At 65.7% G+C, this 13,581-nt stretch carries 14 protein-coding genes; 7 read left to right on the forward strand and 7 right to left on the reverse strand.

Translation table 11 applies throughout. The features are described from left to right. Positions 1-92: 92 nt before the first annotated feature. The 3 genes from KW825_RS06550 to KW825_RS06560 all read left to right on the forward strand — a co-directional run bounded on the left by KW825_RS06550 (position 93) and on the right by KW825_RS06560 (position 2,438). Entirely contained in the window at positions 93-269 is a 177-nt protein-coding gene (locus KW825_RS06550) for a hypothetical protein (protein WP_218328683.1), read from the forward strand. A gap of 148 nt (positions 270-417) precedes the next feature. Further along, entirely contained in the window at positions 418-1,686 is a 1,269-nt protein-coding gene (locus KW825_RS06555; RefSeq protein ID WP_218328684.1) for an O-acetylhomoserine aminocarboxypropyltransferase/cysteine synthase family protein, read from the forward strand. 125 nt (positions 1,687-1,811) lie between these two features. After that, the gene (locus KW825_RS06560; protein WP_218328685.1) at positions 1,812-2,438 is read left to right on the forward strand and encodes a glutathione S-transferase family protein; all 627 of its coding nucleotides are present in this window, start codon (positions 1,812-1,814) and stop codon (positions 2,436-2,438) included. 151 nt (positions 2,439-2,589) lie between these two features. On the opposite strand, the gene KW825_RS06565 is transcribed toward KW825_RS06560, so the two are convergent. Then, positions 2,590-3,765 (reverse strand): iron-containing alcohol dehydrogenase, encoded by a 1,176-nt coding sequence (locus KW825_RS06565; protein WP_218328686.1) that lies wholly within the window; start codon positions 3,763-3,765, stop codon positions 2,590-2,592. 254 nt (positions 3,766-4,019) lie between these two features. On the opposite strand from KW825_RS06565, the gene KW825_RS06570 reads away from it, so the two are divergent. Further along, complete coding sequence (locus tag KW825_RS06570) at positions 4,020-4,568, forward strand: hypothetical protein (RefSeq protein WP_232018893.1); 549 nt, start codon at positions 4,020-4,022, stop codon at positions 4,566-4,568. 149 nt (positions 4,569-4,717) lie between these two features. Here the strand turns inward: KW825_RS06570 and KW825_RS06575 are convergent, their stop codons facing one another. From KW825_RS06575 to KW825_RS06590, 4 genes are all read right to left on the reverse strand, one after another. Further along, on the reverse strand, positions 4,718-5,152 hold the full coding sequence (locus KW825_RS06575; RefSeq protein WP_218328687.1) for a hypothetical protein: 435 nt from the start codon (positions 5,150-5,152) through the stop codon (positions 4,718-4,720). A gap of 356 nt (positions 5,153-5,508) precedes the next feature. Beyond that, positions 5,509-6,255, reverse strand: coding sequence for an SDR family oxidoreductase (locus tag KW825_RS06580; protein ID WP_218291053.1), 747 nt, complete (start codon positions 6,253-6,255; stop codon positions 5,509-5,511). A 43-nt stretch (positions 6,256-6,298) separates the two neighbouring features. Continuing rightward, positions 6,299-6,538, reverse strand: a complete 240-nt coding sequence (locus KW825_RS06585) for a DUF3624 family protein (protein ID WP_042651956.1) — start codon at positions 6,536-6,538, stop codon at positions 6,299-6,301. Positions 6,539-6,610: 72 nt separating this feature from the next. Next, a complete protein-coding gene (locus KW825_RS06590; RefSeq protein ID WP_218328688.1) occupies positions 6,611-7,084 on the reverse strand; it encodes an N-acetyltransferase in 474 nt (157 codons plus the stop codon). Positions 7,085-7,269: 185 nt separating this feature from the next. Between KW825_RS06590 and KW825_RS06595 the strand changes: the two genes are divergently transcribed. Then, complete coding sequence (locus KW825_RS06595) at positions 7,270-8,712, forward strand: RimK family protein (RefSeq protein ID WP_218328689.1); 1,443 nt, start codon at positions 7,270-7,272, stop codon at positions 8,710-8,712. Between the two features lie 23 nt (positions 8,713-8,735). Then, positions 8,736-9,272: an MgtC/SapB family protein gene (locus tag KW825_RS06600; protein ID WP_218328690.1), complete on the forward strand. Its 537-nt coding sequence runs from the start codon at positions 8,736-8,738 to the stop codon at positions 9,270-9,272. 64 nt (positions 9,273-9,336) lie between these two features. Here KW825_RS06600 and KW825_RS06605 read toward each other — a convergent pair whose 3' ends face one another. Both KW825_RS06605 and KW825_RS06610 read right to left on the reverse strand, forming a co-directional pair. After that, on the reverse strand, positions 9,337-10,950 hold the full coding sequence (locus tag KW825_RS06605; RefSeq protein ID WP_218328691.1) for an alpha-amylase family glycosyl hydrolase: 1,614 nt from the start codon (positions 10,948-10,950) through the stop codon (positions 9,337-9,339). A gap of 123 nt (positions 10,951-11,073) precedes the next feature. After that, entirely contained in the window at positions 11,074-11,328 is a 255-nt protein-coding gene (locus tag KW825_RS06610) for a DUF2442 domain-containing protein (RefSeq protein ID WP_042651951.1), read from the reverse strand. Between the two features lie 262 nt (positions 11,329-11,590). Between KW825_RS06610 and KW825_RS06615 the strand changes: the two genes are divergently transcribed. Beyond that, positions 11,591-13,555 (forward strand): LTA synthase family protein, encoded by a 1,965-nt coding sequence (locus KW825_RS06615; RefSeq protein ID WP_218328692.1) that lies wholly within the window; start codon positions 11,591-11,593, stop codon positions 13,553-13,555. Positions 13,556-13,581: the final 26 nt, after the last annotated feature.

Raw genomic sequence — 13,581 nt, forward strand, 5'->3', positions numbered from 1 at the left:
AAATCCTTGATAGAGAAGTCGTCAGTTTTTACTTCCGCATTTTAGCTCAATACTGTTGCCGAACATGAGAGCCACAGCACAGGAGCACCATCATGAGCCAACAAACCGCCCCCACCCCGATCCGGATCCAGCAAAGCCTGCGCCGCTACTTCCGGCGGATCCTGCCCCGCCCGCTGCCGCTGGTGGAGGATCCCATGGCCCAGCTCAACCGCTTGATGCAGTGGGACATGAACCAGATCGACGACAAGGAGTATCGCCGCCGCCTCTGAGGCGGACCCGGCGCGGGCGAGCAGGAGGCCGGCAAGGCCACCGCAATTGCTTTGCCGGATCTGGCGGTTTACATCGCATCAGGGCCTGTTAGATTGGACATCTATCCATCCGAGACCGCGACGAGCGACATCCAACAAGGAGTGTGTGATGAAAGATGCGACCCTGGCCCTGCACCACGGCTTTTCCCACGATCCCACCACCAAGGCGGTGGCCGTGCCCATCTACCAGACCGTGGCCTACGAGTTCGACAGCGCCCAGCACGGGGCGGATCTGTTCAACCTGGCGGTGCCCGGCAACATCTACACCCGCATCATGAACCCCACCAACGACGTGCTGGAGCAGCGGATGGCCGCGCTGGAGGGGGGCATAGCCGGGCTGGTGGTCTCGGCGGGCTCCGCCGCCATCACCTACGCCATCCAGGCGCTGACCGCCGCCGGTGACAACATAGTCTCCACCCCCCAGCTCTATGGCGGCACCTACACCCTGTTCGCCCACATGCTGCCGAGCTTCGGGGTCGAGGTGCGCTTCGCCGCGGATGACAGCGCCGAAGCCATCGCCGCCCTCATCGACGACAGGACCAAGGCGGTCTACTGCGAGAGCATAGGCAACCCGGCGGGCAACATCGTCGATCTCGCCGCCTTCGCCAAGGTGGCCCATGCCCGCGGGGTGCCGCTCATCGTCGACAACACGGTCGCCACCCCTGTGCTGTGCAAGCCCATAGAGCACGGCGCCGACATAGTGGTGCACAGCCTCACCAAGTACGTGGGCGGCCACGGCAACTCCCTCGGCGGGGTGATCGTCGACTCGGGCAAGTTCCCCTGGGCGGATCACGCCGCGCGCTTCCCCCAGCTCACCCAGCCCGAGCCCTCTTATCATGGGGTGGTCTATACGGAAGCCTTCGGCCCGGCGGCCTTTATCGGCCGGGTGCGCACAGTGCCGCTGCGCAACACGGGCGCGGCGCTGGCCCCCATGAGCGCCTTCCTGCTGCTGCAGGGGCTGGAGACCCTGAGCCTGCGCATGGAGCGCCACGTGGACAACGCCCTGCGGGTCGCCCACCACCTCAAGCATCACCCCAAGGTGGCCTGGGTCAGCTACGCCGGTCTGCCGGGTCATCCTCACTACCCGCTGGCGGAGAAGTACATGGGCGGCCGCCCCTCGGCCATCCTCTCGTTCGGCCTGAAGGAGGGTTACGAGGCCGGCATCCGCTTCTACGATGCGCTGAAGATCTTCAAGCGGCTGGTCAACATCGGCGACGCCAAGTCCCTGGCCTGTCACCCGGCCTCCACCACCCATCGCCAGCTGAACGAGGAAGAGCAGGCCAAGGCGGGGGTCAAACCGGAGATGATCCGGCTGTCGGTGGGGATAGAGGCCATAGAGGACATACTGGCGGACCTGGATCAGGCGCTGGCGGCCTGAGTCGACCGAGCCCGGAGGGCGAGCCTGGCGCCCGCCCTCCGTTTTTTTGCCTTTTTGCACGGCGGAGTGAACCGACCGGCTCGCCGGCGCGTATGACTGCCTCCTGCCATCGAATCGAGGTTCTCATGATTGTCCTGCACCACCTGAACAAGTCCCGCTCCCAACGCATCATCTGGCTGCTCGAGGAGCTGGGGCTGCCTTACGAGATCAAGGCCTACCAACGCGATGCCACCACCTTCCTGGCGCCGCCCGAGCTCAGGGCCATCCACCCCCTCGGCAAGTCGCCGGTCATCGAGCTGGAGGGGCGGGTGCTGGCCGAATCCGGTGCCATCACCGAATACCTGATCGCCCGCCACGGCGCCGGGCAACTGGCCCCGTCTCAGGAGAGCCCCGAGTACGCCGAGTACCTGCAGTGGCTGCACTTTGCCGAGAGCTCCGGCATATTGCCGCTGCTGCTCGACATGTTCGTGCGCAAGGACGGCAGCCCGATGCGCTTCCTGCCGGGCTATGCCAAGGCGGAGTGCGCCAAGGTGCTGGGTTATCTCAATGAGGTGCTGGCGAGCCGCCACTATCTGGTGGGGGATCGCCTCTCCGGCGCCGACATCATGAACTCCTTCCTGGTGGATCTGCTGGCCCAGAGCAGGCAGCTGGCCCAGTTCCCGCACCTGCAGGCCTACTGGCAGCGGCTCAACGACCACCCGGCCCGACAGAAGGCGGCGGCGCTGGAGCGCGAGCTGGATCGGGGCGCCTGAGCCACGGCCCAGGGCCCCTCACCACAGGATGCAAAACGCCCCGATCAACGGGGCGTTTTTTTGGCTCTGGCTCGGGCTCGATCCGAGGATCCACAGGTCTGAGGGAGGATCCTGGCCAGCCGGCCCGGATCCTCCTCAGGCCGCCATGAACTCAGCGGGCGTGGGAGAGGATCCGCGCCACCTTGTCCGGATCTATGTCCTGCTGCTCCCCGAGCGCAGTCAGGCCGAAGCGCTTCAGGTTGGAGCAGATGGCCGGGATGCAGCGCTCGTCCAGGCCATAGTCGGCGAGGCGGGTGCCCACCCCCATCTGCTGGAAGAACTGCTCGGTGCGGATGATCGCCTCCTCGATGCGCAGCGCCTTGTCCTCCCGGCTGGAGTGCCAGACCCGCTCGGCAAACTGGGCCAGCTTCTCCTGCTTCTGGGCGGCCTGCGCGCGCAGCAGGGAGGGCAGCACCACCGCCAGACTCTGGGCATGATCCAGCCCGTGCAGGGCGGTGAGCTGATGGCCGATGGCATGGGTGGCCCAGTCCTGGGGCACGCCGCGGCCGATGAGACCGTTGAGCGCCAGGCTGGCGGCCCACATCAGGTTGGCCCGCACCTGATAGTCGGTGGGATCGCTCAGCGCCTTGGGGCCGTTATCCACCAGCACCTGCAACAACCCCTCCGCCAGCCGATCCTGCACCTCGCCCCCCACCGGGAAGGTGAGGTACTGCTCTATGATGTGGACGAAGGCATCCACCACCCCGTTGCCGACCTGACGGACCGGCAGGCTGTAGGTGGTGGTGGGATCCAGCACCGCAAACTGCGGCAGCACCAGCGTATTGTAGAAGGAGAGCTTGGCCTCCCCCCGGCTCACCACGGCGGCGGGGTTGCTCTCCGAGCCGGTGGCGGGCAGGGTCAGCACGCAGCCGAGCGGCAGCGCCGCCTTGATCGGTGCCTTGTGCTGCAGTATGTCCCAGGGATCCTCCCCCTCGAAGCAGGCGGCGGCGGCCACGAACTTGGTGCCATCCACCACTGAGCCACCCCCGACCGCCAGCAGGAAATCGATGCGCTCGCGTTTCACCAGCGCCACCGCCTCCATCAGCTGATCGTATCTGGGGTTGGCACCTATGCCGGGAAACTCCAGCCACTCCCGCCCCGCCAGCGCCTCGGTCAGCTGCTCATAGACCCCATTCTGCTTGATGCTGCCACCGCCATAGAGCACCAGCAGGCGGCTGCCGCTCGGTATCAGCTCGGACAGGCTGGCGATCTGGCCCGCGCCGAAGCAGATGCGGGTGGGGTTGGCATATTGGAAGTTGTACACGGCAGAGCCCTCGGTTGAATGCATGCAGGGGAATTGTGCGCCCGCGCTCCCGCGAGGTCAAAAACGGGAGCTTGTTACCAAAATGGGGTGGCGGTTGTTGCCGGCATAGGTACTCAGCTGTGACTCTGCTATGGTGGTCACCGGGCAGGGCCATAACCCCTCCCATCGTCAATCGTCATGGCGCCACCGCCGTTTCGCCATCGGGCGCCTCTCACGGGGTTCCGTTTTCTAGCCATAGGGTCTCAATCATGAAACTGAAACACGCATGGATCGCTGGTTTGTTTGCACTCGCATCCGCTACACAGGCCGCCGAGGTCATCACCAACGTGGCGATCACCCCAGGCCAGGCACAGCTGGCGGAAGAGGTGACAGCCAAGGCCACGGTGACCGCCATCGACATGGCGACCCGCAAGGTCAGCCTGAAGAATACCGAGGGTGAGAGCTTCGATCTGGTCGCCGGTGACGAGGTGACCAATCTCAAGAACGTCAAGGTGGGTGACGAGGTCGCGCTCAGATACCTGCAACTGCTGGATCTGGAGCTGCTCAAGGGCACCGCCGGGGTGAGAAAACGCGTGGTGGAGACCGAGGGAGGCAAGGCCGCCGCGGGGCAGAAACCGGCCGCCGGCGCTGGCATGCAGGTCACCATCTATGCCGACGTTATCGATCTCGACAAGCAGCAGCAGACCATCAAGGTCAAGGGCGTGGACAAGACCCTCACCCTCAGGGTGAATGATCCGGCGCAGTTCGCCCTGATCGCCAAGGGTGACCAGATCAAGGCAGTCCAGACCACGGCCGTGGGTATCGGGATCGAGCCGCAGACGAAATAAGCGCTCACATCCCCTTCACTCATGCACAGGGAGGGCCCAGGCCCTCCCTTCTTCATGCAGGGCGATCGGCTTCCATACCCTGATCGCCGCCGGGCAAGCGCTTTCCCCCCCTGTCACCAAAGATTTCCGTTTGAGCCAGGTTCCTCGGCTTATGCGCTCTGCTTCTCGCCCGTCTGCTTGCCGCTGAGGCGATCCATGGCCGCCTTGAGCATGGCGTCGCGCTGCTCGGTCAGCGCCTTGGTCTGCTGTTCGCGCTGCTCGCTCGACAGCTGCTGGTTGTCGGCCACCCCCTTGAGCTGGCTCTCGAGATCGTCAAATTTCTTGCGATCGAAGCCGAGCGCCTTGTCCACCAACTGCTGCATCCCCAGGTTGTTGACGCCCCCCGTCGGGGAGGAGCCCTTGCCGCTCTTGGCCAAGTGCTCGTAGGTCAGCACCTGCTGCGCCTTGCCGGTCAGCCGCTGACTGGAGAGGCTGACCTGCTGCTCCCAGCCGCCCTGCGGGCTGTCGTCGGCGCCTAGGGTGGCCAGGGCGCGGTTGTGGGACGCACTCTGGGCGAGTTGCTGACCATAAGGTTTGATATCCATGAGGGCTCCAAGCTGTCTGCCGGCCGATCCGGCGTGCGGGGAGGGATCCCCGTCATGACCGACAAGGTGAGCAAGTTACAGGCCAACTTGCCCTCCCCACCCGGATAGCAGTATCCCCATCACCGATCTGCTGCCGCAGTCAGCCAGCACCCTGCCGGACAAGTACCTGCCGCTGCTGCGCGGCGTCTGGGGCAAGCAGAGCGATAAACTCGGCAAGGAGGTAGTGGTGCTAGACCAGGCACAGCGAGCAGAAGCACTCAGAAGAGGGATTCAAGAAGATCATGAGCCTCTGACCGGCTCGTCAAAACAGAAGAGGCACCCTGGGGTGTCTCTTCTCATTTCGTCAAACGGGGCAATCAGCGGCGGCTGATCTGGAGCGGACCGAAGGTCTGGGCCACCGGCATGATCTCGATGCTGTTGATGTTGACGTGGGCGGGCTGCTGGCTGACCCAGAGCACCGTGCTCGCGATGTCTTCCGGCTGGATCGCCTGCACCCCCTGATAGACGGTGGCCGCCTTGGCATCGTCACCGTGGAAGCGCACGTTGGAGAACTCGGTGCCGCCGCACAGGCCCGGCTCCACGTTGGTGACGCGGATGGCGGTGCCCGCCAGATCGGCGCGCAGATTCAGGCTGAACTGCTTCACGAACGCCTTGGTGGCGCCGTAGACGTTGCCGCCCGGGTAGGGGTAGGTGCCGGCGATGGAGCCGATGTTGACCACGTGGCCGCGATTGCGCGCCACCATGCCCGGCAGCAGCAAGCGGGTGAGCAGGGTCAGGCCACTGATGTTGGTGGCGATCATCTGCTCCCAGTCTTCGAGGTCCGCCTTGTGGGCGGGCTCCAGCCCGAGCGCCAGACCGGCGTTGTTGACCAGCAGATCCACCTCCTGCCAGGCGACCGGCAGGCCGTCGATGGCGGCCTGGGTCCCGGCCTTGTCCTGCACGTCGAACACCAGCGGCAGGAAGTCATCCCCCAGCTCACCGGCCAGGGCGGCCAGCCGCTCGGCACGGCGACCGGTGCCGATCACCCTGTAGCCCGCATTCACCAGCAGGCGACTGATCGCCTCCCCGAAACCGGACGAGGCGCCCGTTACCATTGCTATCATCTGAACCTCCATTGTTATCTATCTTGTTGAAACAAAAATGAATTCATTCATCCAGCCCGCGACCGCCCCGGCGCCAGAGGAAGGCCAGCAGGTGCAGCAGCAACAGGCCGCTGCCCCCCAGGGCGAACAGCAGGCCGGTGAGGGCATTGACCGAGGCATCGGCGCCGAACCACCACCAGGCCAGCCAACCCGCCAGCCCGATGACCAGGGTCTGGAGGGCGCAGGCCCGGCAGCGCCCGAGCTTGGCCCTGATGGCGGTAGCGAGGCAGTCGTCACAGCTCATGCCGGCTCCTCGATGTCGAGGCAGCGCGGCTCATGCTGACCCCGAAGGCGGTGGCGAGGCAGTCGTCACAGTTCATGCCGGCCCCTGCTCACCGGATCCCAGCGGCAGCACCAGCCGGTGCGCGTGCAGGCCTGGCCCGTAGTAATCCGGCAGCCGGAGCCGGGGGCGGAACCCCAGCCTCTGGTAGAGGGTCTGGGCCTCGGGGTTGGCATCGGCGACCTCGAGCCGGATGGCGCCCCAGCCCGCCTGCCGGCCCTCCTGGATCACCTGCTCCAGCATGCGGCGAGCCCAGCCCTGGCGGCGCACCGTCCAGCGGATGGCGAGGGTCTGGATCACCAGCCGATCCCAGCCCCTGTGCTCCAGCACGCTGAGATAGCCCATCAGCTGGGCCTTGTCGTCCAGCAGCAAGAGGGTGCGCCCCTTGGCCTGGGTAAGCAGATAGTGCCAGCGGCTGCGGCCGAAGGCGACCTCGGGGGGAAAACAGTAGCGTTCCAGCTTAACGATGGCGCCCAAATCATCGGTTCGGGCGGCGCGCAGGGTCAACACGGGGAGTCCTTGTTCGGTTATTTATCCTCAGCACCAGAAATGCGACTTGTATCACAAGTTACCAAGGCAGAATATTAGGCACTGTAACCTCTTGTTTCCCCTCGCGCCATTGTCGTGCTTGTCGGTGCATCGAAGCCCACTGGGGATCCTGCCGTCCAGGCAGTCTGATCTGTGGAGCCGAAAATATGAGTACCTATGTCATCGTCGAGGAGCTGGGCGACTGGCCCTGCCATGCCGATTATCTGCTGACCGCCCGCACCTACCTGCAACACGGCCTGCCCACCACCGGTGGCCGCCCCCGCATCATCAACCTCTGCCGCAGCCTGGAGCACCTGAGCGCCGGCTATTACTGCTCCCTGCTGGCCCAGGCCCGCAGCCACCACTGCCTGCCCGGCCTGCAGGCCATCAGCGTGCTGCAACCCCAGCAGCCGCCGGCCAAGCTGTGGCGCAAGCTGCAGGGCTGGCTGACCCGGCAGAGCGAGGACAGGATCCGGGTGCGCGCCATCTTCGGCCAGTGCGAGCAGAGCGAGCTGGCGGGGCTGGCCCGCTACTACTACGGCCTGAGCCAGCTGCCGCTGCAGGAGCTGACCCTGAAACGCGGCCGCCACGGCTGGTCGGTGCACCAGCAGCAGAGCCTGTCGCCGCTGGCACTGAGCCAGAGCGAGAAGGCGCTGATGCTGCAACACGCCCAGGCGCTGGTCGGCACCGGGGATGAGGAGCAGGCGGCGCCGCGCTACCAGCTCGCCATCCTGATGGATCAGAGCGATGGCCGCGCCAGCAGCGATGCCCTGGCGCTCGAGCGCTTCATCCGGGCCGCCGCCGCTCAGGGGATCCAGGCCGAGCTGCTGCCCCCCTCCGCCATCGAGCGGCTGCCGGAGTTCGACACCCTCTGGCTGCGCGCCGAGACCGCGGTCGGCCACTACACCTTCGAGTTCGCCCGCCGCGCCGAGCAGCTCAAGATGCCGGTGATCGACAGCTCCCGCGCCATCCTCGCCTGCAGCAACAAGCTCTACCTCTACGAACTGATGGTGCGCAGCGGCGTGCCCATGCCGCCGACCATGGTGGTGACCCGCCGCGGCCGCCACCAGGTGGACGAGCTGGTGCAGCGCCTCGGCCTGCCGCTGATGGTGAAGGTCCCCGATGGCGCCCAGGGCCGGGATCTGGCCATGGCCAGCGACGAGACCCAGCTCGCCCGCCTGCTGGACGAGGGGCTGGGCCGCTCCGCCCTGCTGCTGGTGCAGAGCCGGATCCCCGCCGAGTTCGACTGGCGCATCGGCTTTCTCGACGGCTCGCCGCTGTTCGCCTGCCGCCGCTTCCGGCCGGAGCCGGGCAACCGCATCCGCCGCCGCAAGCACCCCCTCGACCTGAGCCGGATCGAGGCGCTGCCGCTGACCGAGGTGCCGGAGCGGGTGCTGCAGACCGCCCGTCGCGCCGTGCATCAGCTCGGCAATGGCCTGTTCGGGGTCGACCTGCGCCAGCAGGGTCGCGACTGCGTGCTGCTGGAAATCATCGACAATCCCTGGATACGTGGCGATATTGAAGACAGAGAGGCCAAAGATCTCTACGAGCGCCTGGCCAGGGCCTTCCGGCAACGGCTGGAGAACCGGGGGCAGAGCGCGGCAGGATAACGAGCAGGGTGGCAGAGGTGGATATGATGACAACGCAGTGGTGGGACATAGCGCCCCTTGGCTGGGATAACATCCTGGCCTGTCTGGTGTGTGGCGGTCTGGTCGGGCTGGAGCGGCAGCTGCACGGCAAGCCGGTCGGCATTCGCACCTCCTCCCTCATCGTGGTCGGCACCTACTGCTTCCTCGCCATCGGCGCCGCCGTCAGCCCGCTGCCCGCGGATCAGGCGCGGGTGCTTGGCCAGCTCATCACCGGCATCGGCTTCCTCGGCGCCGGGGTCATGATGACCCGGGATGGTCAGGTGCTGGGGGTGACCTCGGCGGCCACCATCTGGATGCTGGCCGCCCTCGGCGCCCTGATCGGCATGGGGATGCTGCGCCAGGCGCTGCTGCTCACCGGTGTGACCCTTGGGATCCTGGTGGGGGTCCACTATCTGGAGACCAGCTTCAAGAGCCTGCGCCGCGGCGTGCACAACCGGCTCGAACACTGGCGCAACGGCAGCGAGCACGGCGCCCCGGCCAGCACCCGTCAGGAGGAGCTGGGCAGCGGCATCGAGAAGTGACGCCCCTGCGCCCGGCAACAAAAAGGGCTCCGCGATGGAGCCCTTTTTTGTGCTTGTCCCGTCACTACTGCAGTTGCAGGAAGCGGCCGCTCAAGGGGGGCAGCGCCACCGTCAGGCTGCTGCCACCGATGGGGAGGCGCTCGCCGCTCTGCAGATCCACCAGGGCGCTGCCGCCGCGCAGCCTGGCCACCGGCAGGCTGTAGCTCTGGGGGGTGCTGGAGACGTTGAGCAGGTAGACAATCTGCTCCGCCGCCGTCTGCTTGATGTCGCCGTAGACGCTGCCCTCGGCCACCAGCTTGACCCGCTCCCCCTGATAGAGGGCGGGATGCGCGGCGCGCAGGGCCAGCAGCTCGGCGAGCCACTGCTTGAGCTCGGCCTGCTCGCCGTCCGGCACGAAGCCGGTGACACCCGGCACCTTGCCGTCGCTGCGGGCCACGTGATCGTCGCACAACCCCTGGGCCGCACAGTCGCCGCTCACCTGCTTGGCAAAGCCCGGCACCTCGTCGCCAAACTCCTCGCCGTAATAGAGGGTGATGGGACCTGAGCGGGCCGCCAGGAAGCTGAAGGCCGCCTTGTGACGCAGCCAGTAGTCCGCCGGATCGAAGTTGCCGCGCTCCAGCAGATCGCCGAAGCGCACCAGATCGTGGTTGCCCAGCATCAGGTTAGGCATGGCGTGATCCGGGTAGTTCTCCACCTTGTTCCAGCTGGCGTCGAGCACGCTGGCCCCCTGCCCGCCCTTGCCGGACTCCTCCACCGCCAGCGCCTGCATCAGGCCGTAGCGCAGCGGGAAGTCGAACGCCGAGGGCAGCGCCGGGTTGTCGCTCGGGCCATAGGCCTGGGTGCGGATCTCGTCCGCCCCCTTCCACACCTCGCCCACCAGGTAGCCGAGGGTGCCCCACTGCTGGCCGGCCGCCTTGCGCGCCGCACTGGCCTGCTCGACCTCGGCGCGAATGGCGCGCCACTCGTCCAGCCCGAGCTGGTAGGCCTGATCCAGCCGCCAGCCGTCGATGCCGTACTGCTCGACCCAGTGACGCGCCACCTCCTCGAAGTAGGCGAGGCTCTCGGGCTTGCCGTAGTCCACCAGCTGGCCCGGATAACCGACGCCGCCGCTCTTGAGGGCCGGCAGGCGCCCCTCGGGCGAGGGCTTGCTCACCCCCACCTTGTTGACGTGACCGAACACCCCGTCGAGGAAGACATAGAGGCCGCGCTGGTGCGCCGCCTCCACCAGCTGCTTGAGCTGGGCGTTGCTGCCAAAATTTGGATCCACGTTGAAGAAGTCGCAGGCGAAGTAGCCGGTGGCATCCAGCCTGTCGTCGCCGCCCTGACCGGCGCAGGAGTCGAACACCGGGGTCAGCCAGATGGCGTTGACGTTGAGGCTCTTGATGTGATCCAGGCTCGCGATGATGCCCTGCAGATCGCCATTGTGCCGGGAGGGGCCGTAGCCAACGCCGTAGTTGGCGGCGCCATCGCCGTCGACGAATGACTCCACCATCACCTGGTAGATCCTCAGGTTGCAGGCGGGCTGATCATCCCCATAGCAGGCGCGGCTGCTGGCCGCAGGAGGGGGATTGACGATCGGCGGCTGGGTCTCGGCGCCGGAGCCGCCCCCGCTGCCGCATGCCGACAATAACAAGGCGGCCCCGAGCAGACCGCCATAACGCAACTTTCCCTGTTTCATTGTCATCTTCCCGCTGTGGTGGCATGGACGCAGATGCGCCGCATCTGGGACCATGATAACGGCCGGAACGCATGGGGTATGTGACTGAAAACGTTATCTGGCTCAACAAGTTAGCATGTCAGCTCAGTGCAGGTTGCGCTCGTCGACGGGCTGGATCAGGTGATAAACCTCCTGGGCGGCCAGCACGCAACCCCCCGGCCACTCCAGCTGATGGCGGCGATTGATGAAGACCCGGGCGCAGTGGCGCGCCGAGGGGATACTGGCAAACAGCGGTTGCTCGCGCCAGGGAGTCAGGTCCAGCACCCCAGTGGTGCCGTCCGAGAGCACCACGAACAGGCACCACTCCCGCAGATACTCGACATCGAGAAAGACCGGCATGAATTCGGCTCCGATTGAGAGAGTTCGGCGCCATTATAGAAAAGCCCCCCTCCCCGCTTTGTAGCGGGGATCACACTAATCCCAGTCGTTTATGCTGTCTTTTGAACCGACCGGGATTGCTCATTAAAAAATTAATATTATCAATAGCTTGCTTTTCATCACCCCACCGCAACCTTTCCCCGCCCCCACTGTCATAACCCTGCAATATAAGAAAAAGTGCCCTCGGATGGGCATCAAGAAACCGGCTTTATCAGGAATAACAATGACAAAAATAAGACATTGGCTGGGTCCATTTTGGCCCATCGCCATTTTTTCGGCGATCGCGCTTATCGCCCTCTCCGCCAGCCGGATAGCCCTCGGACTCTGGCAACAGGAGCGGGTCGATGCCGTCGCCGGCTGGTCACAGCTGCTGCTGCAAGGGCTGCGAGTCGACTTTGCCACCCTCTGCTGGCTGTGGGGCGTCCCCGCCGTCTTCACCCTGCTGCTGGCCGGCCCCCATGCCCTGGGCCGCGCCTGGCTGCAACTTATCCGGGTCTGGCTGACGCTGGGACTCTGGCTGATGCTGTTCCTGGAGATCTCCACCCCCTCCTTCGTCACCGAGTACGGGGTGCGCCCCAACCGCCTCTATATCGAATACCTCATCTACCCGAAGGAGGTGCTCGCCATGCTGTGGGCGGGCCGCAAGGGTGAGCTGCTGCTGGCCCTGGTGTTCAGCCTGCTGACCCTGGGGGGAGGCTGGTGGCTGAGCGGGCGCCTGATACGGCACCTTAGCTTCCCGCGCTGGTACCTGCGCCCGGCCTTCGCCCTGCTGATCCTGGCCATCGGCTTCCTCGGCGCCCGCTCCAGCCTGGGCCACCGGGCCCTGAACCCCGCCATGGTGGCGTTTGCCAGCGATCCCCTGATCAACGCCCTGACCGTCAACTCCTCCTACTCCCTGTTCTTCGCCATCAAGCAGATGGGCAACGAGGAGAGTGCTGGCGAATTCTATGGGGAGCTGCCCCGGGAGCGGATCCTGGAGCTGGTGCGCCGGGAGAGCGGTCGCCCCGACCAGGATTACAGCTCCGAGACCCTGCCCAGCCAGACCGCCAACGAGGCCAGCTATGCCGGCAAGCCGAAGAACCTGGTGATCCTGCTGCAGGAGAGCCTCGGCGCCCAGTTCGTCGGCTCCCTCGGCGGCCTGCCGCTCACCCCCAACCTAGATGCGCTGTCACAACAGGGCTGGGCCTTCGAGCAGCTCTATGCCACCGGCACCCGTTCGGTGCGCGGCATCGAGGCCGTGCTCACCGGCTTCACGCCGACCCCGGCCCAGGCCGTGGTCAAGCTCGGCAAGAGCCAGACCAACTTCTTCACCATCGCGGATCTGCTCAAGCAACGGGGCTACAGCACCAGCTTCATCTACGGCGGCGAGAGCCACTTCGACAACATGCGCAGCTTCTTCCTCGGCAATGGCTTCACCACCATCATCGAGCAGAAGGACTTCGAGAATCCGGTATTCAAAGGCTCATGGGGCGCCTCGGACGAGGATCTGATGGCCAAGGCCGACGAGACGTTCCGAGCCCTGAGCAAGCAGGGCAAGCCCTTCTTCAGCCTGGTGTTCAGCTCGAGCAACCACGATCCGTTCGAGTTTCCTGACGATCGCATCGCGCTCTTTGAGCAACCCAAGCAGACCCGCAACAACGCCGCCAAGTACGCGGACCATGCCGTCGGCGAGTTCTTCAAGCAGGCCCGCCAATCGGACTACTGGCAAGACACCCTGTTCCTGGTCATCGCCGATCACGACAGCCGGGTCAGCGGCGCCGATCTGGTGCCCATCCCCCGCTTCCACATTCCCGGGGTCATCGTCGGCGAGGGGATAAAGCCTCGCCAGGACTCGCGGGTCGTGAGCCAGATAGACATGGCGCCGACCCTGCTCTCCCTGATGGGGATAAGCGCCGACTATCCCATGCTGGGCAAGGATCTGACCCGCATGCCGGACGACTGGCCGGGGCGAGCCATCATGCAGTACGACAAGAACTTCGCCCTGATGCGGGGCAAGGACGTGGTGATACTGCAGCCGGAGCGGCCGGCCGAGGGCTATCTGTATGATGCCGCCAGTCAGCGCCTGCAACCGGCCCCCCAGCCCGATGAGCTCAAGGAGGCGGCGCTGGGCCTGGTGCTCTGGGGCAACCTGGCCTATCAGCAGGGGCTCTACCAGACGGCGCCGGACAGCCGCCTGGTGCTCAACTGAGGGTCAGCCACCGCCAGAAAAAAACC

The organism is Aeromonas sp. sif2433, assembly GCF_019218705.1.
GTDB classification, from domain to species: domain Bacteria; phylum Pseudomonadota; class Gammaproteobacteria; order Enterobacterales; family Aeromonadaceae; genus Aeromonas; species Aeromonas encheleia.

Excerpts from the sequence above, each read along its gene's own strand:
- KW825_RS06550 (WP_218328683.1), top strand. The coding sequence starts at position 93 with ATGAGCCAACAAACCGCCCCCACCCCGATCCGGATCCAGCAAAGCCTG.
- KW825_RS06555 (WP_218328684.1), top strand. The coding sequence starts at position 418 with ATGAAAGATGCGACCCTGGCCCTGCACCACGGCTTTTCCCACGATCCC.
- KW825_RS06560 (WP_218328685.1), top strand. The coding sequence starts at position 1,812 with ATGATTGTCCTGCACCACCTGAACAAGTCCCGCTCCCAACGCATCATC.
- KW825_RS06565 (WP_218328686.1), bottom strand. The coding sequence starts at position 3,765 with ATGCATTCAACCGAGGGCTCTGCCGTGTACAACTTCCAATATGCCAAC.
- KW825_RS06575 (WP_218328687.1), bottom strand. The coding sequence starts at position 5,152 with ATGGATATCAAACCTTATGGTCAGCAACTCGCCCAGAGTGCGTCCCAC.
- KW825_RS06580 (WP_218291053.1), bottom strand. The coding sequence starts at position 6,255 with ATGATAGCAATGGTAACGGGCGCCTCGTCCGGTTTCGGGGAGGCGATC.
- KW825_RS06585 (WP_042651956.1), bottom strand. The coding sequence starts at position 6,538 with ATGAGCTGTGACGACTGCCTCGCTACCGCCATCAGGGCCAAGCTCGGG.
- KW825_RS06595 (WP_218328689.1), top strand. The coding sequence starts at position 7,270 with ATGAGTACCTATGTCATCGTCGAGGAGCTGGGCGACTGGCCCTGCCAT.
- KW825_RS06600 (WP_218328690.1), top strand. The coding sequence starts at position 8,736 with ATGATGACAACGCAGTGGTGGGACATAGCGCCCCTTGGCTGGGATAAC.
- KW825_RS06605 (WP_218328691.1), bottom strand. The coding sequence starts at position 10,950 with ATGAAACAGGGAAAGTTGCGTTATGGCGGTCTGCTCGGGGCCGCCTTG.
- KW825_RS06610 (WP_042651951.1), bottom strand. The coding sequence starts at position 11,328 with ATGCCGGTCTTTCTCGATGTCGAGTATCTGCGGGAGTGGTGCCTGTTC.
- KW825_RS06615 (WP_218328692.1), top strand. The coding sequence starts at position 11,591 with ATGACAAAAATAAGACATTGGCTGGGTCCATTTTGGCCCATCGCCATT.